Below are 18,473 nucleotides of genomic sequence, written 5' to 3'. Positions count from 1 at the left end.
GGTTTTTACCAAATAATCCGGTAAAGCTCCCCCCACTTCGTAGTCGCGCGATTTATCGCGCGACTACGAAGTGGGGGGATAGCATTTACTACGAACTACTGGCTTTCGTGCCGCCGTTTAAACTACATGTTATAGTACGGTTTTCTCCCGATCCTGAACTACTGAGAGTGATATGAGTTTCGCGATACACGGCATCAGGCTTATCTGCTCTATATAACTGTACTGCGATATTCATAGTATCTATGGTAGCTGGTTGGAGAGGGACGAGTTGATTCCAGTCCTGTTGAGGCATGAGCGCGACAGACGGCCAGTTCTCTGTTTGCGTGTTATTGATTGTCATCACTATTCGATAGGTGGTCGGGCCAGTTTCGCTACTGTGGACGCCTACCAGCATGGAGCAACTATTGTTGGTCTGGGGAGTTGGCAGCATCCATAGTTGCGTAAAGCCAGGACGTGGTTGATTTAGCGCGATATATGCTGCATAGTTGAAAGAGCCTAGTGTGACTATGATGGCTAAACCAAGTAAAAGATAGTCCGAGAGGCCGACCTTAAAGCGTCGGGATGTTCTCACCTCAGATGCAGGTGTGGAGCGTCTTCGGTATGCTGCTATGAGCGAAAATACCATCGTTTGTAATGCCAGGCATACCACCCATGAGAAAGCCTGTAGCCCCGTTGAAAACATATTGAGAATGAAGCCGCTCAGAATGACAAGAGCCAGGCTCAAGCCCAGACCTATGATAATACGATCCGACGTTTTAAATGGTCGCTCTAATTTTAAAGCGGGTTGGCGAATAAGGTCTTCAGATGAATTGCCTGAACGTTTAAATAATGCCTCAGTTAGTGTATAGCCAGGCAAGACAAAGACTAAAGGCAATGCCAGTATGATGCCGATTATCGTAAGATACGAGGAATGATCGGGTAGTAAGGTCCATCCTACATTGATTGCTGTAACAATTAAACCTATAATCAGATCAAGATTTTTTAGACGCATTGACAAGCGCTCCTACGTCATATATCACAATGTCGCCACTATCAAATACACGATTAATATGTGGTACTGTATTAAATTTTGTCAGAGCTTGTTGGCTAATCGGTGTAGAAAGATTTTCAGCTTCAGGTTCTCCCTGATCAAAATAATAGCTTTGTAGAGGGAGGCTAGTGCTGAGACGTTGGTCCACTACAAGATACCGTATCTGCGCACTCTGCAAAATAGATACTTGCCAGTCTTCAAACTTCTGAGAATAGAAAACGGGTGAAATATAAATCTTATCATCCGGGGCCGTCACGATACGCTGCTGACCATAGGTTCCCATTATTAACCGATTCGTACGATCCGTTGCTACTCGGTTATTAGGACCAAGACGAGCGAGCGTCCATGTTGCCGCCTGGATGCTTTCTGGATCAATTGTGCGGGGAGCATCACCTCCTACGACATAATTTCCTGGCATCAGGGTCCAGCTGGGGCCAGATCCTAACATATTGCCGCCGAGAAAAATGATGGATGCAGCGACCGTGATAGTAAGCGCTTGCGTCCACTTGAGACCTCGAATCGGCCACATCTGACTGATAAATGTTGCTAGAGCAAAGCCTACTGCAATGTATATATAAGGCGTGAAACGGTCCGATATGCCCGCCGGATCATTCACTACTCGAAACGCCTGGGTCAAAGGATAGGCCAGTGCCATAAGACCAAACATCAATGGTAACGCCTTATACCTATAGCGGTGCCATACGCACAGCGCACCAAATGGAATACTTAATACGGTCAGCGCCATTGAAAAAAGCATCATGAGCCGTAACCAGAGCGGAGTGGGATGTCCTCCCGTTGCATCGGCAAAGAGATGCCGAGCCGTGCCTATGCCTGATAGGACGCTGCCCAGCCCGGAGATTGCATCGTTCATTGGAGCAACAAGATACACGACAACTGGTTGTGCCACAAGAGCAACCCAGCCAATGGATAGGATGATCCCAACGAGCGCCGTACCTGCCGCGCCCGACCGCAACAGAGGTTGACGTAGCCATTTATGTATGATGGCCCAGAGGATAAGAAATCCAAGAAAGAAAAAATCTGATACATGGTGTGTGATAACTAGTGCACCTGTTGTGACCCATGAGGCAAATAAAAGCCAGCGTCCTCCCTTATCTACGGTTTCCGTACGTGCCAGGATAAAAAATATGACCGCTCCAAATGCCAGCCCAAGTGTTTCATAGACAAAAAGAGCATTGAAGAGAAAGAAACCTAAATTGGTCATATAGAGTATGGTCGCTATTCCGGCAATTCTTGCGGATTTTGTAATTTGCTCATAGAGAAGAAATAGTGATAAAAGCATGACGATGCGAGAAAAGCCGGCGACAATCAATCCCGCTGTCGTTGCATCGGTGCCGCTCAATGTTTGTAGTGCGTTCGTAACAATTTCGAGTCCGGGGTAGAGAGGACTGACAACCAGCATAGAGTTTTCGCTGAAAAGGTGGCCCGTTCTCTGTATATCATCGATAGTACGCAAGTGAAAATATTCATCTATAAAGATAAAGTGGAGCGGGCTAAGAATAATTTTTGTAAAATACGTGAACAGACCGACCGAACAGAGGATGCCGACTCGCTCGAAGCGTGATGCTATAGGCGAAAGGAGTCGGAAAAATGATGGTCCGAAGATCACCGCTAAACCGAGCCAGAGAAAAAATTGTCCATCCGAGGATGTATTAATTGAGTATGCACAGCCAAAGACTGCTATCAATAATCCCAACGCATCCAGTAACGCCAGCAAAGGAAGCCACCCCATGACATGCGTTTGTGTTGCCACCGCTTTCAGTCGGAGTGTGTTTGACCATTGCTCTGGTTCAGGTGCTTGCGCTCTGGTAACGACTACGCCAAATAAACGCTGCAAGAAGCCAGGGAGAAGTTTTTGGAGGGGAGAAACTTCATCCATAGATGCTTCTCCTGCAAATTGTGGCGTAAGATTTGATGCAGGATTCGGTATGATGGGCGGCGAGTAAGGCATCGAGGCATTGTTCATGGTTGCCATCTGATTCGTCGGGAGCTGCGATTGCGCGTATGGCATGTCTGTGTAATTGGGCTGCGGTGCTTGCTCTATCGGTGCGGGCTGTAGCGGATTACCCGGCAAGGAATGCGGACCTGCTGGTCGATGCTGCATATATCCATTAACATATGGCGGAAACTGTTGCTCCGCTGATTTGGGTGCAGGTGGATTACCTGGCAAAGAATGCGGGCCGGTTGGCATAAAAGTATTGCCAGGCGAAGAAATAGAACCTGATGGCAAGGGAGCATTCCCAGGCAAGGAATGCGGACCAACAGGCATAAAAGTATTGCCAGGGGATGAGAACTGTCTTGGCGGCGAGAATGTATTGTTGGGTGAGGAAACAGGACCGGATGGCAGAGGGGCATTTCCAGGCAAGGAATGCGGTTCTGCTGACATGATACCAGGCAAAGAGAACTGTTGTCGTGGTGGTGGCGTGAATGTATTATCGGGTGAAGAGGGGATAGGTTCTACTGGCATGATACCAGGCAAAGAGAACTGTCGTCGTGACGTGACAGTATTACCGGGCAAGGAAGCAGGGTTTGATGGCATAGGTCTGTTATCAGGCGAAGAAACCGGCCTTGCTGGTGGATGTGGTACAGGTGTATCAGTGGACAGAACTTCATACTGTTCGTCTTGAGATACATCTTTCTTTTTAAATTGTTTGTTTTCCATGTCCTTCTCTTGCTTCCACTGTCACTAACAATGCTACTGTCTCTTACTTGCTGAGGCTACTACATCACGATAGACTTGCTCAATCTGTGGTACTACTGTCTCGGTCTGGAAGCTTTGCACTCTTTGTCTCCCCATTTCCCCCATGTGTTTCCGTTGTTCAGGGTTATCTAGCAAGTATTGGATCGCCTCCTGTAGAGCCTGATCTTCCCCTGGAGGGAGAAGGAAACCTGTTTCTTTATCAACAACAATGTCTGAAAGGCCACCAATGCGTGATGCAATAATGGGCTTGCCCATGCTCATTGCCTCCAGAGCGACGATGCCAAAGGGTTCTGACCAGATAGACGGAATGAGGGCCATAGAGCAGCGCTTCCATGCTTCCATAACGGCGCTATGCGGCCAGTCTTTAAATACAAGGATTTTATGCGTGTTATCATTATCTATAATTGGTACTTGTGGTACTTGCCAACCTGCTGTTTGATAGCCGATAAGGACCAATGGTGGTATCTTTCTCGCGTCCTGATCTGTTGTAGTACAGATGTGATCTATCATCCTGGTGTAGGCGTTTAATACTACTTCTACCCCTTTTTCCTGCAAGAATGCACCAACGTACAGGAGATAGCCCTCATCTGGTAGTTGAGCAAGATAAGCAGACATGTCTTCTTGTGACCTCTGAGTATCGTCGCCGATGTTTCTATCAATGAAGTTTGGGATGACCTGAAATGGTTGATTGCTACCAACCAGCCCGTTGTTTTCTGCCACAGCCTGACTCACCGCCAGAAACATATCAGCCGCCCCTCTTTCGATCCGTCCCATGACCTGGTTGCTTAACGCTGTAGGTATACCTCTGATTGGGCCATAATGTGAGGTAGCGCAACCAAGACATTTCGTGATGCCTGGACCGCTACAAGGCATATCGTAGTACATTAATGCTTGCTTGGCACATACTAAACTGTAATCGTGCAAACTGATAATGAGGCGAGTCCTGTTCCACACCTTCAGTGGAAGAAATGACCGTACAAGCCAGTTGTGTGCGTGGACAATAGCTGGCTGCTCTTTTTGCATCACACGTTGTAGTTCCAGCGTTAGCTCTGGATCGGGAAAAGGTGGAGCATGCCGTCTTTCGTCGCCAAATAACCAGGGGATGCGGTGCATAGACGAACGGATGCGATGGATACGTACGCCCTCGTCTATCTCGAAATGGGCCAGACCCTCGTGCCATATCGTAGCTACAGCCACATCGTAACCACGAGCGACAAGCTCAATACTCAGCGCCCGAACATATTGTTCTGTTCCTCCTAGAATAGGAGGGTAGAATTGTGCTAGCATTAAGATGCGCATGCTTCCCTCGCGATTGACCGCTGATAAACGGCCTCTAGCTGGTTGACGCAATCATCCCAACTGGCTAAGCTCAGACGCTCGGGAGGCACAATTGGCTCTTCAATCTGCTGTTGTACTGCCTGCGCAACTTCTTCTGGCGAACTGTTCAGCGGTATCGCCCGGACCAGTCCCTGCTCTGCCAACTCACGCAAGCCCGAGGTATCTGCTACCAGAACCGGACGGCGCAGAGCCAGCGACTCCATCACAGCTATTGGATGGGCTTCGTACTCGCTTAACAGGGCGACACATGCGGCCTGCGAAAGCAGCCGCGCCATCTCTTTCCGATCATCTGCTGGTACAGACCGAAATTCAACGCGATCAGTAACTCCCATACTATGGGCCAACTCTCGCAGCGTGGCTTCGTATGGACCTTTTCCGATGACTAAGAGATGCATATCAGGATAGCGCTTTAGTAGCTCTGGCAGAGCTGTAATCAAACGTTGATGCCCTTTGTATTTCTCTAATCGTCCAACTGAGATCAGCAACGTGTGTTCGTGCTTCTCTGTGACCGATGGCAGTTCTATATCGGGAACCACGGCTCCGTTTGGAATGACGGTAAACTGAGTCGCTGGCAGGTGGAGCAGATCACAAAAATAGTCAGCCTCAAAGCGCGAAACGCCGATGAGCTTCGTGGCATCGGCCAGCAGTGGACGCAACATTTTCCATTGGATGCTTCTAATGCTGTTTCTGAAGCCTGATGAGTGACCGCCGGTATGGAAGGTGAGCAGATAGGGAATTTTTGCTTCTTTTGCGGCTAGCATTGCCATCGGAGGTACAAAGGTATGGCAGCCCTGACAATGGACAAGATCCCATGTCCCATGTTTGATGAGGGCGAAGATCTTCGGGGCAATGTAATAATCGCGCTCAGGAGGCCAGGCAGGGACGCGAATAACACGCATGCCTTCGACCTCTTCTTCTCCTGGTAACGGAGCGGGTGAGCTATGCGGCGCAGTTGTGAGTACAGTGATATTGACTCCTCTTTCTGCCAGGCGACGTCCCACCTCATGGACGTGTGTTTCAATACCTCCCATATACGGGAAATAGCGAGCCGTCACCATAAGCACATTCAATGGATGTATATTTCCTGGCATCTGCTATGACCTTTCTTCTATTTATCCTGCGTCGCGACTATCTCTATCCGGTCCTGTTGTAAGTACCCGATCAGATTGGGGCGTAGGCAATGTGTACGGTTGCAGCGCGGGCGGTTTTAACCTGACGCGGTTGCCTGTTTTGCTCACCAGTTGATCCTGAGCTATTTTGACCCTGACTAACTCCTGCGTGATCCCTTTTCCTGTTAACCCGCCAGATGTGCGTATACTGGCTAACTCCTCTGTAGTTTTGCGGATGGCCGGAAGATGAAAGGTTTCCATCAGCCAGATAGCTTCCTGCGTTCCCATGAAGTTCTGACCTATGCTGGGTAGAGGGGTTGTTTCGATCAGTGCAATGTTGATGAGGTTTTCTTCTACAACTGCATCTTCAGGCTGCTTGCCCCAGACTGTTTTGTAGACTGTGGGAAGCATAGTCAGCGCTTCAACGTAGAGCGCCGCTACCCAGCCTATGCATAATCCCGTTACGCCGCCAAAGTGTCCCGCCACTGCTGCTGTCCCCAGTTCCAAAATGCAACCAGGAACAATCAGCCCCATTGCGCTTTTGAGCCGATCAAAGATGCGACTGATAGATATGTAGTGATCTCTGATCACAAGCGCGAAGGCGGCCAGCATCAGGATATGCATAATCGTTGTTGATTGTTCCGCATAGGTGCTGCCGAAGATGCTTAGTACCTCTCTCGCTGCAACCAGCAGGAAGAGCGCCACTGCTGCATTTACACCAGCGGCAACGCTGATGGTCATACGCGCCTTACGTGCCAGAGTGCTTCTTTGGGCGGAGTTGACGGCGTGCAGAACGGTTGTGAGTGCGACAGGCACATAAAAAGCAAAGCTAACAATCATCCAGGAAACATAGAACCAGGCATTAACTCGGGCCGAGAACAGGGCCGTCACGAGCACAGGCAGGACAGAGGTTGGTAATTGCAGGGTGATATTGAGCAGGTGGTGCTGGATCGCACTTCCCCCTAATTTGTGCAAAAGATCCCATTTGGGGAAATACTTCTTGCCCAATCCGCCTTTTTTAAACACAAAAAAGATCGCCAGTGCTAGCAGCGAGAAGACGTTTCCCAGCGCCCAGATTGCGTAAATGGTGATGCCGCCTTTGCCAGCAAAGAAAAAGCCAACGATAAACAGGACTGCAAATTTTGTGGCCGCGAAGATCGTGTTGCGCCAGAGCTGCATATTGCCGTATAGCAGGCCAATCAAGGCCTGATCTAGTACCGTTGTTGTTGAGGTAAGGGCTACCCCTACAGCGAACGTAAGAATATGCAGGATGCTAGCATTCAGGGGTTTGAAGCCGGGCGAGACGTATGATGAGACGATAGCAAACAGTATCCCGATGCATAGGCTCACTCCTCCCACAACGATCAGCGCTGTACTGATCAGTTCGCCTTCGTGTCCGGGCTGGCGAGGAAGCTCTGTGATGAGGAGCGTTCCTAATCCCAATACGCAAAAACTTCCCAGCAGATTCATTGCTGAGACTGAGGCCGATGCAATACCCACCGCTTCAGGCTGAAATTGGCGCGCGGCTATCCACCAGAAAGCAAAGCCAAGCCCTGATGTCATTACATTGGTTGCAATGAGCGACCCGGCATTCGTTAATATAACGCTATTCGCTTTCAGCCATTGTATGAGTAGTTTCACCGCGATACATTTCCTTTTCCTACACCCAGCGATGGCTTGTCCTGATTGGCGGCAGGAGACGCTGTGGGCAATGGCTGCCGCTTCAGGCTACCTTTCACATAGCCAGCTGTCGTCGTCACGAGGCCCGCGATGATGGCTCCAGCGCGCAGGAAACCGCTGGGATCGCGACGAAGCAAGGCGTCTGTAATGCCTTTGCAGACACCTCGTGGCAACATTTGCGTTGTATAAGCTCGTTCGGAGGAGAGGCTATCCTTTGCGCCCACAAATTTTGTAATCGTGGCCTTCGAGATCCCTTCGGCATAGCAGCGCGAGAGAAAGTAGTGCCAGCGGGCGCGTTGAGCCGGGATGCGATGATAGATGAGTGCGCGAGGCTCGTAAAGAAAGACTTTTTCGGGCCAGTGCTGCGTGGCGCGAATGCTTAACTCTGTCTCTTCGCCCCCCATTGGAACCGTGCCGATTCGTCCAATTCCCTCGCGAAAACCGCCGATGGTTTGAAAGACTTCCTGCTTAATACAGGTACAGCCGCCGTAAGGATTGCGTACCACGATTGGCTGATCGGGGATGTGTTGATAGGTGCAGCCTACCACCCAGTAGAATTCGCTGGGAAACCAGTTCGGCCGCTTCCCCAGCCAGCGCGGGACAACCGTGCCGCCAACACCAAGCACCTTTGGATCTGTACTACAGTCACACAGGCGTTCTAACCAATCCGGGGCCGCTTCTGCATCGTCGTCGAGAAAGGCGATCAAGTCACCACGTGCTATCTCCAGTCCGGTGTTGCGCGCCCCCGATAGACCACGAGCCGCTTTATTCTCTACAACGGTAGCGTCAGCAAATTGAGCGCGTGCACGTTCAAAGAGCTGTTTGTTGTGATCAATGACGATAATGATTTCAGACGGGAGAAGGGTTTGCCGCCGTAAAGATGCCACCGCCGCTACCAGATCGTCCCAACGTTCTTCTGTATATGCGCAGATAATTACTGCGATCAGCATCGTTGTGATTATCATCTTGCCACAGTCTTTCCAGGTAGAGAGTTTGCCATATAGGTTGAACTACGACGGATAGTTTGCCATACCAGCGTTCGCGTGCTGAGATATAGTTCCGCTGCTCGCGAGACCCCGATACCTGTCAGGAGGCGAGCAAACGTCTGGATATCCGTGTTGGCAGCTACCATAAAGCGCGTCAGAGTCAGCGCGTCGGTTGTGTCCGAACTCATCGCGTGCTTTACTGCACAGGCCGAACTGTACCCGGCCTTGGCCACCAATTGTCGAACTAGAGCCGTGTAGTAGCCAAACGGATAGGCAAAACTATTGATCTCATGTCCTAGATGCTGCTCCAGCACTTTTTTGCAATGAGTGATCTCGTGTTGGGCAGCGGCTTTCGACAACGTATCGAGTTGTGGGTGGGTATGGGTATGCCCACCGCACTCTATTCCGGCTTGCACCACTTCTGCGAGCTGTTGCCAGGTCAACATCGGGCGTGTGGCTTCCCCTTCTTTGCGCAGCCAGCGGCTCGTTTCGCCCACAAATGCAGTTGTCACATAGAGTGTGGCGGTGAAACCATATTGTTGTAGCACTGGAAGCGCATCGGTATAAAAATCCGCGAAACCGTCGTCAAAGGTGATCACGACTGGACGCTCTGGCAGCTTTGTTCCGCCAACTGTTCGTGCTTCTATATAATGCGTGGCCGTCACGGGAGTATATCCCTGCTCATGCAGATAGGACATCTGCTCTGCAAACGCTGTGGGCGATACCGCAAACGGACGAAATTTTGCAGCGGCAAACTGAGAAATACTATGATACATTAAAATTGGCACTATTGTTGATTGCGCTTGTTTTTGCATAAAAGATTCTTTCAATATGCAATACAAAAAACAGGTAACAATCGGGGTAGAATATCAGAGAAGATATCCTACTATGTATCCGATAGTTGTTAAGCTAAAGCCCATGATAATGGCGCTGGCACGTGCCATGCCCGCGAAATCCCGTCGAAGGAGCGTATCTTTCAGGCCACGCATGATCCCTTTTGGTAGTGTCTTGAGTGTATAGGTGCGTTCGGAGGCGAGACCATCCTGACTGCCGATACGCTTGCTGATCAGCGCTTTGGAGTATCCTTCTGCATAGCAACGCTCGCAGAAGTAACGCCAGGTGGTACGCTGAGCCGGAACGCGATGAGAGACGCTGGCACCCGGTTCATAGAGAAAGCGACCCTGCGGCCAGTGTTGCCTGGCACGAATACACAGCTCTGTTTCTTCGCACCCAACAGGCAGTGTTCCCACGCGCCCGATGTCGTTGTGAAAGCCTCCGACATGCTCGAATATCTCTCGTCGCAGGAGCATATTTGCCCCGATGGGATTGCGTATCGTGTGATTGTGTTGCGGCATTCCCGCATAGGTACAGCCGACCACCCAGAGAAATTCTTTTGGGAACCAGGAGGCAGGCTGCTTTAACCACAGAGGAATAACGATTCCTCCTACTCCCAGCACCAGCGTATCATCTAATCCCTCTTGTATCCGTTGCAACCAATCAGGGGCGGCAACGGCGTCATCGTCAAGAAAGGCGATAAATGGAGACCGCGCCTGTTTGATGCCGCAGTTTCGCGCTCCAGACAGGCCACGCATTTCCTTATTCTCAACTATGATGATATTAGTGATATGCGATAAGGCGTTGTGTATATGCTGCAACAATGCAGGGTTATGATCGATGACGACGATGATCTCCTGAGCTGGTGTTGTCTGTTGGCAGACCGAATCTACCGCTGCCAGCAGATCATCCCAACGTTTCTCCGTATAGGCACAGATAACGACCGAAATAGCCTTGCCTGCATGCATTGCTTTATATCGCTTTTTTTCTGACGGAAATTTGAATGTTGATGTCAAAATTAAAAAAACTGTAGGAAAGATTGGTCGCGTTCTGCATGTCCTTTTGATAGGTCTGCATCACGACTGGTTTTGTAGATGTTGTTTTGCGTTTTTGAGACCATTCTCGCAAAATAGTTTGTAATACCCGCCATCCATCGCGAGCTGCATGCAGGTTGCTCTCTCCATGAATGCGGGCATGCTCAAAGCTGGGAACCTCGACGATCTTCATTTTTGTTTCGTGCATGCGCAAGTTCAATTGTGTTTCTACCTCGAAACCTTCACAATCCACTATGACCCGATTTAAACAATATTTCCAGAATGCATTGTAGCCGTAACAAAGATCACTGAATTCAGTACCGAAAAGAACATTGACAAACGTACTCAGTAAGGCATTTCCCCAGCGGCGAAGATGTGTTATATCTACGCTGCCACCTCCAGCGAGGAAACGTGAGCCTTTCGCAAAATCGTAGCCTTGCTCCAGCGCCTTGACAAATTGCGGGATCTCAGCTGGATCAGCCGATCCATCGGCGTCAAGCATGACGATGATATCGCCAGTACAGGCGGCAAAACCTGCCCGTAACGCATCCCCTTTCCCTTTGCCACTTTGCTTGATAACACGGATCGAAGGCATCAACCGGAGTGCTTCTTCGATTGTATCGTCAGACGAATGACCGTCTACCAAAATGACCTCGCTGACTGAGGTTGGTATTAATGGCAAGACGTGGCGTAAATTTTGTGCTTCGTTCCGGGCTGGAATGACAACGCTGATCGTAGGGGATCGTGGAATATCAAGGATGTCAACCGGTACTTGAGAGACAAACTGTTGCTCTTCCATGAGGAAAATATTCCTACTACTAAAATAATCTAAAAAATATACTACTGCTTTCCTACCTACTAATGACAAACCTAAAAAGCCGATAACCTTTTTAATAAAGGCCCGTGACCATCGACTCTGGCGGCAAATCCTCTACTTGCAACATCTTATTACATGTACTGGCAAATATAAACCCGTAAAATTGTGAAAACATAGAACAATACGGGTGTCGAATATAGGTCTCTGGCTCGATTAAAAATCTCTGCCATTTATGATGACAGGATACTATAAGCATTTTGTAAAGTCAATATTCATATATGGAAATAAATTGTTAAAATTAATATTATGACAGAATTGTCATCTATATCTGGCTAACAAGCAGAGATAAGGTGACTGTGATGTGTCTTAAATGCTATAATGTTTGTATTTCTCTCAATAGAAAATGAATCCCGGGTACTAGAAAGACAGTAATAATAGCTGGTATAGTAAATATGTAATAGCCTGTTAGTACAAAAACATTTAGAGAGTGTATTTTTTGATAGATGCTAGCAGAGGTAGCCTGAAGAGATAATAAACAGCGGGGTTTGATGTTTAAAGCAACGCGAAATGTATCAAGTCGGAGTGTCTTACCGATAAGTAAGTTCGCTGTACAATAGATGCTTTTCCTTGAGTGGGCATGTAAGAAGAAACCCTACCGCTCAAGGAAGATAGTGGTGAATATCATCCTTTTGAGGCTCACATCTCTTTGTGTTTCGCCGCCAGAGGGAAAATATGCCTATTATAGCTGATTTGCTTATTTTTATCTTTAGTTGCAATATTGATTGTTTTACTGCTTAATCTTCTATGTTGTCTGTTCGCTCTATAAGTGGAGACAGGAAGTATGTAACTCAATTGTTGACCTTCTTCTGTGCCAAGCCATCTGCAACATTTGCATGTCCAGGTAAAGGTCGTATTATCCTTTTCTGCATGCGTGACACGCACGAGATTGAGATACCACGCTTTCACATATGGAGTGTTGAGATCAAAGGGGATCAGCTTGATCTGTACTTGCGTTAATTTCCCTAGATCCGGGATATCCTGGAGCCTGAAGCTATCTGTTTGCCCCTGTGCAAAGCCATCGTGATACGACTTTCTCAATTCTAGCTCTTCGCTCTGTCCTTTTGTTCCTATGAGTACAATATGGACCTGTTCGCATGTATCGGCGTACGGCATATCACCTGTAACAATATCTATCGTGTAATCTGCCATCTTGTTTCTCCCCTCTATCGTGAAGGCATCTTGCATGGAAAATGCACCGGCCATTAGTCGGGCGAAAAAGGCTAGAAATTATACTTTGCTGTTGACCGAAATATAGTAGGCATAGATTTTACGGCACGTTGTATTTATAACATGGATGGTGAAAAAGATCAACGTCTTGTAAATTGCTGAAGTATCTTTTATTGAAAAGCTTGATAATTGCTGTTTGAGAGATATCGTGAGAAGTCATTGTGCGAGGGGCGTTCTTCCATTGACCTCTATGGATCGAATAAATATTGTCGAATTTCTATTTTAGAGCAAAAAACGAATGTTATCGATGTGTCATCTGTGGCTTTGATGTACCATAGCATGAAAGAGGTGAAAAATGGAGGCGAGTGTTGTTGTACCCACCTGGAACAAAGCTGCCTATCTTGAACTTACCCTCGCGTCATTATTGCATCAATCTTTTGATCGATCTCGCTATGAAGTGATTGTGGTTGATGATGGGAGCAACGATACAACGAATACGATTTTAGAGTACTTTGCTGCTCAAGCATGGAATTTTCGCGCGATCAGGCAGGCCAATGCGGGCCGCAGTGCCGCCCGTAATGCAGGCGTGCGAGCGGCGAAGGGGAGAATCACGATTTTTATCGATGATGATTGTCTCTGTGACCATCACCTGGTTGCCGCCCATGTTGCGTGTCATGCGGGAGTCAGTAATAAGGCTGTGATGGGCTTATGTTCGAGCATGATTACCCACATCCCTCTCAATCGCGAACAGTATAGACAGGGTCTCAAAGAGATGGCTGGTCATGACCATCCTGTTCCAGAGCATCCATCGGTTCTTCAGGCCATTGAAAATGCTCTGGCGGCTTTACCTGATGCATTCAATCTCATCTCAATTGAGGATATCAGCCAGCAGCCGGAGAAAGTTCGGGCGCTGTCGATCCCAAACTCTAACCCCAATGATTATTATGCCTTTGAGCATATCGCAACGGTAAGCCAATCCTGTCCCTGGAACTGGTTTATCACGAGAAACGCCTCGGTTGATACAGATACCCTGCTCCGAGTTGGGTTGTTTGATGAGGACTTTCAAGGCTGGGGAGGAGAGGATATTGAGCTTGGCTATCGACTCTGCCGCGCTGGTGTACAATTTGATGCCACGCTCGATGCCGTTATTTATCATCAGGCTCATCCACGCAGTATGAAGGCGGCGCGGCTAGAGTGGGTGTATAACTATGTGAAATTCTGCAAGAAATATGAGCAGCCTGAAGTGTATCTGATGTGGCAACTCTTTGAGCAGATGATCTCGCCGCACGAGTATGAGCAGATTATTATACAACTACGGGCTGGCTGTTTGAGCGAGGCTGAGATCGACGCCATTAAAAAACGCTACGATGAGTACATTGCAGAGAGTATGCAAACAGATTTAGAGACTGTGTAGGCTCTGTTAAGCAAGGAGCCGGGTTGTACGCATGGTTCGGAAGGCAACTTGTATGATATACTATGCACAACAAAATCTGCACATCCATCATTATGAATAGGGCATCATGCTGCTAGGGGGGCCATCTGGCTGAGAGGCGACATGCTTAACAAGCATGTATTACGTCGCCGACCCTTATAAGAACCTGATCTGGGTAATTCCAGCGGAGGGAAGCGGCGACGGTTTTTCAGAACTCTTTTTATGTTGACTGGCCGTATTCCCTCCAATGTCGGGAATGCGGCTTTTTGTATGCCCTGTACTCTTATCTGTATGGAGGGGAGGGGCATGGATTCATCATATAAGCTTTTGCTTGAGGGCGTTACAAAGGTGTATCGCGATGGGAAACGCCGTGTTGAGGCGCTGCAACCCATCGATATGCAGGTTGCTGAGGGCGAATTTGTTACCCTGATCGGGCCGAGCGGTTGTGGCAAAAGCACGCTCTTCAATATCATTGCCGGCGTCGACGAGCCGAGCGTGGGCCGCGTTGTGCTTGATGGCGAGACCAATGCTTTGCGCACTGGCAAGACCGGGTATATGCCGCAACAGCCATTATTACTGCCCTGGCGCACCGTTGAAGAGAATGTGTTGCTTGGCCTGGATGTACGTCGAGTGCCACGCAAGCAGGCACAACAACAGGCCCACGAGCTGCTCAAACGCTTCGGCCTGATTGAGTTCGCTCAGCAGTATCCCACCACGCTCTCTGGTGGGATGAAGCAGCGCATAGCCCTTTTGCGTACTGTTCTGTTCAATCAGACATTTTTATTGCTCGATGAGCCGTTCGGGGCGCTTGATGCTTTGACCCGTCTCTCGCTTCAGGTATGGTTGCTCGATCTCTGGCAAAACTTGCATTCCAGCGTGCTATTTATCACCCATGATGTGCGTGAGGCCATTCTGTTATCTGACCGCATCTATGTATTGAGTGCACGCCCTGCTCATGTTCTGCGCGTTGTGGAGGTCGATCTGCCGCGTCCTCGTCGTCAAGAGCAACTGGCGTTGGAGTCATCACTGCGATTGGAGCAAGAATTGCTGGGTTTATTAATGAAGGAGCAGCTATGAAGCTCCAACGCCTTGCTAGCTATGGCCCCGCATTCGTGTTGATCGTGGTGTTGCTTGCCTTATGGGAACTCTATGTGCGTTCTGGTCAGATCGCTCTGACCATCCTGCCTACGCCCTCTGCCGTCGTGGTGGCGCTCTTTGAGAACTGGGACGTGATCTATCCACATATGGTGCAGACGATGATGGAGACAGTGCTTGGACTGCTCATTGCAACGCTGCTGGGACTCTTGCTGGCTATTCTGCTCGATCTTTCAATGTGGGCGCGGCAGTCCATCTATCCTGTTCTCATCACCTCTCAGACCATCCCGATGATCGCGCTGGCTCCGCTGTTGCTGATCTGGTTCGGCTATGACCTGGGACCGAAAGTGATTATCGTTACGCTCTATTGTTTCTTTCCTATTGCTGTTGCCTGTGCCGATGGGCTGCTCGGATCTGATCCCGATCTGATGCGCCTGATGGTGAGCATGCGAGCGTCGCGCTGGCAAATTCTGCGGCTGGTGCGCCTGCCTGGAGCTATGCCCGCTTTTTTCTCTGGCCTGCGCATTGCGGCAACGTATAGCGTGACCGGGGCGATTGTGGGCGAGTATGTTGGCGGCTATCAAGGGCTGGGCATTTATATGCAATCGTCGGCCAACGCTCATGCCATCGTCCTCGTTTTCGCCGCTATTGTCGTGACAGCCATATTGAGCCTGCTGCTCTTTGGCCTTGTTTCGCTGATCGAGCGCATCGCCCTCCCCTGGTATCAGGGATCACGTCAGCGCTCTTTCGCAGCAAAAAGGATGGGGTAAACCCTGTTTTTTTGTATGATTATCTGTCTTTTTTCAAGGAGGAACTCATGAACTCTCGTGTGCGTCTGCTTCTAAGTATCGGTTTGCCGGTACTGCTGGTAATTGTGGTGGCAGGCGCTTTTCTGCTTCAGCAGCAACGAGCTGGTAGCGGCAATGTGGGCGCGACGGGGACCGCTTCGTCGCAACAGGCTCCACAAAAGCTGACCCAGATGTCGCTGGCCCTGGATTGGACGCCCAACACCAATCATACAGGCATTTATGTGGCTCTCAAACAGGGCTGGTATCGTCAGCAGGGGATTGATTTAAAGATTCTGCCCTATTCATCGAATGTCTCGCCCGATACGCTGGTCAGCACAGGGAAAGCGGATGTTGGTATTAGCTCTACTGAAAGTATTGTGGCAGACAAGGCGACCGGGCAACCCGTCGTCTCTATTGCAGCTATTCTCCAACACAACACGTCCGCTCTGGTCTCGCTGGCTAGCTCCAATATCAAGCGACCTCGCGATCTGGATGGCAAAATCTATGGCGGCTTTGGTGCCCCCTATGAGCAGGCGGTAGTGAGCGCCATTATCAAAAAAGATGGTGGCAAAGGAACCTTTAAAAATGTCACGCTGGATGTCAATGCGATGGATGCGTTGAAGTCGCACCGCATCGATTTTGTCTGGATCTTTGAGGGCGTCGAAGGCGTGGAGGCGCAGCGTGAAGGGGTCAAACTTAACACCTTCCCCATCACCGATTATGGTATCCCTGACTACTACACACCGACGATTATTACCGGCCCCAACCAGATCAAGAACGAACCTGATCTCTTGAAAAAGTTTATGGCGGCGACCGCTCAAGGATATGAATATGCCCGTACTCATGTGAACGAGTCAGCGCAAATGTTGATCGATGCGGCGGGCAAAAGTGTTTTTCCTGATCCGGGCTTTGTGATGGCGAGCCAGGAGTTTAACAGTAAACACTATGCCGATCCTGGACGCAAATGGGGGTTACAGGATGCCGTCGCCTGGCATGGCTACCCCAAATTTATGCTTGATGCCGGAGCCATCACCGATACAGCAGGCAAACCGATCAAAAGCATAGATTTCGATTCGCTCTATACTGACCAGTTTTTACCACAGTAGTATTATTGCGAGTGAGGGACGGCAGTTTCTATCCTTCACTCGCAGCCTTTTCTGACGCATAAGCAGTGGTCGTCTGCTCTATTTGCACCAGTTGAAACTCCTGGCGCGTCAATTTCCCCGTATTATCACAACGATATGCTTCCGCATGGTTTGTCTCACGTTCCGTGTGTCTTATAGTCATGAGGTTGATGATACCTGAAGATGTTGATTGGAAGCGGACGGTTGTGTTTCCGTTATCTTCATCGGTCGTGTCGAGCCAGCGGAAGGCGTTCAGATCATAGATGCCTGTTTGTTTGCGCAGATAGTATTCGGCGGCCTGAACGCTGGGAGGATAGCAGCTTCTACCGCGGCATTTCTCAAGATAAAGTTGCTCCTGACGATCAGCCTCGATAATCGTGGCAACTTCGGGAACGGTGACGCGGCTGTAGTAGATGCCGTGCGGAAAGCAGAGCAGGTTGGCCGCGAATTGATCGCCTCCGCAGTGGCTACAGTGCCAGACCTGCTCACCAGCCAGCCTCGAAGCCTCTTTATGGATCGGCATGCCAAATTTCGCACAGCACATATCATGCTTGCCATTGGTACAGACCAGATAGAGCGGTTCGGTAGTCAGGTAGCTATTGTAAGCGGGTGAGCCAGCCTCTAATGCCGCCAGATCCAGTCCCATTACCTCTTTATAGCTGTTGAAGCGAAAACGATAGAGCGCTTCTCGATCCGGGCGGGTAATGCCGACGAAGCAGTTGATCGTCGGCAATGGACGAATATGCTGTCTGATGAAAAGCGTGATGGCTTGCGACGTGGCGTAGCTGTTCGCGAGAGCGATCAACCACGTTTTGGTGGGTTCCGGCAATTGATTATTGTAAATGGCGATCCATTCCCAGGGGTCAGTGTATTCGAGCATCACCCAGACTTTCGCATGGGCTGCCAGGCCGATATAAGGATCTTGCCGTTCTCGCGATATATGAGCGCAGAAGTGTTTGTTCTCCACAGCAAAAGCGTCCCATCTATACTTTTTGTAGCAGTGAAAGTGGCCCAAGCAGGCCCATGCGCCAGAAGGTCACGATGATCAAGATATTGAGCAGCCAGAAGCTCGCGATGAACAGATAGTCGGGCAGAGCGAAGCGGAACTGTTTGTAGTAAGTGCGTGTGGAAAAGACGCCAAACGCTCGCCCATCCATTGCCAGCGCGGTTCGCTCTGCGCGCCGAATTGCCGTTGCCAAAAGTGGGATTGCATAGCGCCGCAGGCGATCATAATGAACGCGAATGCCCCCCGATCCGCGA

Annotated in this window: 16 protein-coding genes and 1 riboswitch; of the genes, 4 read left to right on the top strand and 12 right to left on the bottom strand. The window is 49.5% G+C overall.

All coding sequences use genetic code 11. The features are described from left to right. Positions 1-88: 88 nt before the first annotated feature. From K3T83_RS10975 to K3T83_RS10930, 10 genes are all read right to left on the bottom strand, one after another. A complete protein-coding gene (locus tag K3T83_RS10975) occupies positions 89-991 on the bottom strand; it encodes a DUF8471 domain-containing protein (RefSeq protein ID WP_220203013.1) in 903 nt (300 codons plus the stop codon). Continuing rightward, positions 972-3,710, bottom strand: coding sequence for a putative glycosyltransferase family protein (locus K3T83_RS10970; RefSeq protein ID WP_220203012.1), 2,739 nt, complete (start codon positions 3,708-3,710; stop codon positions 972-974). The genes K3T83_RS10975 and K3T83_RS10970 overlap by 20 nt, the downstream gene beginning before the upstream one ends. Positions 3,711-3,743: 33 nt before the next feature. Further along, positions 3,744-5,048: a glycosyltransferase family 4 protein gene (locus K3T83_RS10965; RefSeq protein WP_220203011.1), complete on the bottom strand. Its 1,305-nt coding sequence runs from the start codon at positions 5,046-5,048 to the stop codon at positions 3,744-3,746. Continuing rightward, a complete protein-coding gene (locus K3T83_RS10960; RefSeq protein ID WP_220203010.1) occupies positions 5,036-6,178 on the bottom strand; it encodes a glycosyltransferase family 4 protein in 1,143 nt (380 codons plus the stop codon). Before K3T83_RS10960 ends, K3T83_RS10965 begins: the two co-directional genes overlap by 13 nt. A gap of 21 nt (positions 6,179-6,199) precedes the next feature. Next, positions 6,200-7,837, bottom strand: a complete 1,638-nt coding sequence (locus K3T83_RS10955; protein ID WP_220203009.1) for a lipopolysaccharide biosynthesis protein — start codon at positions 7,835-7,837, stop codon at positions 6,200-6,202. Next, positions 7,834-8,841: a glycosyltransferase family 2 protein gene (locus K3T83_RS10950; RefSeq protein WP_220203008.1), complete on the bottom strand. Its 1,008-nt coding sequence runs from the start codon at positions 8,839-8,841 to the stop codon at positions 7,834-7,836. Before K3T83_RS10950 ends, K3T83_RS10955 begins: the two co-directional genes overlap by 4 nt. Continuing rightward, positions 8,838-9,677 (bottom strand): polysaccharide deacetylase family protein, encoded by an 840-nt coding sequence (locus K3T83_RS10945; protein WP_220203007.1) that lies wholly within the window; start codon positions 9,675-9,677, stop codon positions 8,838-8,840. The genes K3T83_RS10950 and K3T83_RS10945 overlap by 4 nt, the downstream gene beginning before the upstream one ends. Positions 9,678-9,731: 54 nt before the next feature. Next, positions 9,732-10,664 carry a glycosyltransferase family 2 protein gene (locus tag K3T83_RS10940; protein WP_220203006.1) on the bottom strand — a complete coding sequence of 311 codons (933 nt, stop codon included), beginning with the start codon at positions 10,662-10,664 and terminating at the stop codon, positions 9,732-9,734. A 4-nt stretch (positions 10,665-10,668) separates the two neighbouring features. Then, on the bottom strand, positions 10,669-11,529 hold the full coding sequence (locus K3T83_RS10935) for a glycosyltransferase family 2 protein (RefSeq protein WP_220203005.1): 861 nt from the start codon (positions 11,527-11,529) through the stop codon (positions 10,669-10,671). Positions 11,530-12,243: 714 nt separating this feature from the next. Then, positions 12,244-12,756 (bottom strand): PLAT/LH2 domain-containing protein, encoded by a 513-nt coding sequence (locus K3T83_RS10930; protein ID WP_220203004.1) that lies wholly within the window; start codon positions 12,754-12,756, stop codon positions 12,244-12,246. Between the two features lie 373 nt (positions 12,757-13,129). Between K3T83_RS10930 and K3T83_RS10925 the strand changes: the two genes are divergently transcribed. From K3T83_RS10925 to K3T83_RS10910, 4 genes are all read left to right on the top strand, one after another. Continuing rightward, positions 13,130-14,188 (top strand): glycosyltransferase family 2 protein, encoded by a 1,059-nt coding sequence (locus tag K3T83_RS10925; RefSeq protein WP_220203003.1) that lies wholly within the window; start codon positions 13,130-13,132, stop codon positions 14,186-14,188. Positions 14,189-14,292: 104 nt separating this feature from the next. After that, positions 14,293-14,416: riboswitch (TPP riboswitch) on the top strand. 96 nt (positions 14,417-14,512) lie between these two features. Then, on the top strand, positions 14,513-15,283 hold the full coding sequence (locus tag K3T83_RS10920; protein ID WP_236064870.1) for an ABC transporter ATP-binding protein: 771 nt from the start codon (positions 14,513-14,515) through the stop codon (positions 15,281-15,283). Then, positions 15,280-16,071, top strand: a complete 792-nt coding sequence (locus K3T83_RS10915) for an ABC transporter permease (protein ID WP_220203002.1) — start codon at positions 15,280-15,282, stop codon at positions 16,069-16,071. Before K3T83_RS10920 ends, K3T83_RS10915 begins: the two co-directional genes overlap by 4 nt. Positions 16,072-16,118: 47 nt before the next feature. Beyond that, positions 16,119-17,195: an ABC transporter substrate-binding protein gene (locus K3T83_RS10910; protein WP_220203001.1), complete on the top strand. Its 1,077-nt coding sequence runs from the start codon at positions 16,119-16,121 to the stop codon at positions 17,193-17,195. Between the two features lie 28 nt (positions 17,196-17,223). Here the strand turns inward: K3T83_RS10910 and K3T83_RS10905 are convergent, their stop codons facing one another. After that, complete coding sequence (locus K3T83_RS10905) at positions 17,224-18,180, bottom strand: ferredoxin family protein (RefSeq protein ID WP_220203000.1); 957 nt, start codon at positions 18,178-18,180, stop codon at positions 17,224-17,226. Positions 18,181-18,196: 16 nt separating this feature from the next. Then, positions 18,197-18,412: an energy-coupling factor transporter transmembrane component T family protein gene (locus K3T83_RS57870; protein ID WP_373324486.1), complete on the bottom strand. Its 216-nt coding sequence runs from the start codon at positions 18,410-18,412 to the stop codon at positions 18,197-18,199. Positions 18,413-18,473 lie beyond the last annotated feature (61 nt).

It is taken from the genome of Reticulibacter mediterranei (assembly GCF_016587455.1).
This window is presented reverse-complemented; position numbering and strand designations above follow the sequence as displayed.

What these genes read in the sequence shown, in the direction of transcription:
- K3T83_RS10960 (WP_220203010.1), bottom strand. Translation starts at nt 6,178, where the DNA reads ATGCCAGGAAATATACATCCATTGAATGTGCTTATGGTGACGGCTCGC.
- K3T83_RS10910 (WP_220203001.1), top strand. Translation starts at nt 16,119, where the DNA reads ATGAACTCTCGTGTGCGTCTGCTTCTAAGTATCGGTTTGCCGGTACTG.
- K3T83_RS10915 (WP_220203002.1), top strand. Translation starts at nt 15,280, where the DNA reads ATGAAGCTCCAACGCCTTGCTAGCTATGGCCCCGCATTCGTGTTGATC.
- K3T83_RS10965 (WP_220203011.1), bottom strand. Translation starts at nt 5,048, where the DNA reads ATGCGCATCTTAATGCTAGCACAATTCTACCCTCCTATTCTAGGAGGA.
- K3T83_RS10970 (WP_220203012.1), bottom strand. Translation starts at nt 3,710, where the DNA reads ATGGAAAACAAACAATTTAAAAAGAAAGATGTATCTCAAGACGAACAG.
- K3T83_RS10920 (WP_236064870.1), top strand. Translation starts at nt 14,513, where the DNA reads ATGGATTCATCATATAAGCTTTTGCTTGAGGGCGTTACAAAGGTGTAT.
- K3T83_RS10925 (WP_220203003.1), top strand. Translation starts at nt 13,130, where the DNA reads ATGGAGGCGAGTGTTGTTGTACCCACCTGGAACAAAGCTGCCTATCTT.
- K3T83_RS10940 (WP_220203006.1), bottom strand. Translation starts at nt 10,664, where the DNA reads ATGCATGCAGGCAAGGCTATTTCGGTCGTTATCTGTGCCTATACGGAG.
- K3T83_RS10950 (WP_220203008.1), bottom strand. Translation starts at nt 8,841, where the DNA reads ATGATAATCACAACGATGCTGATCGCAGTAATTATCTGCGCATATACA.
- K3T83_RS10945 (WP_220203007.1), bottom strand. Translation starts at nt 9,677, where the DNA reads ATGCAAAAACAAGCGCAATCAACAATAGTGCCAATTTTAATGTATCAT.
- K3T83_RS10930 (WP_220203004.1), bottom strand. Translation starts at nt 12,756, where the DNA reads ATGGCAGATTACACGATAGATATTGTTACAGGTGATATGCCGTACGCC.
- K3T83_RS10975 (WP_220203013.1), bottom strand. Translation starts at nt 991, where the DNA reads ATGCGTCTAAAAAATCTTGATCTGATTATAGGTTTAATTGTTACAGCA.
- K3T83_RS10935 (WP_220203005.1), bottom strand. Translation starts at nt 11,529, where the DNA reads ATGGAAGAGCAACAGTTTGTCTCTCAAGTACCGGTTGACATCCTTGAT.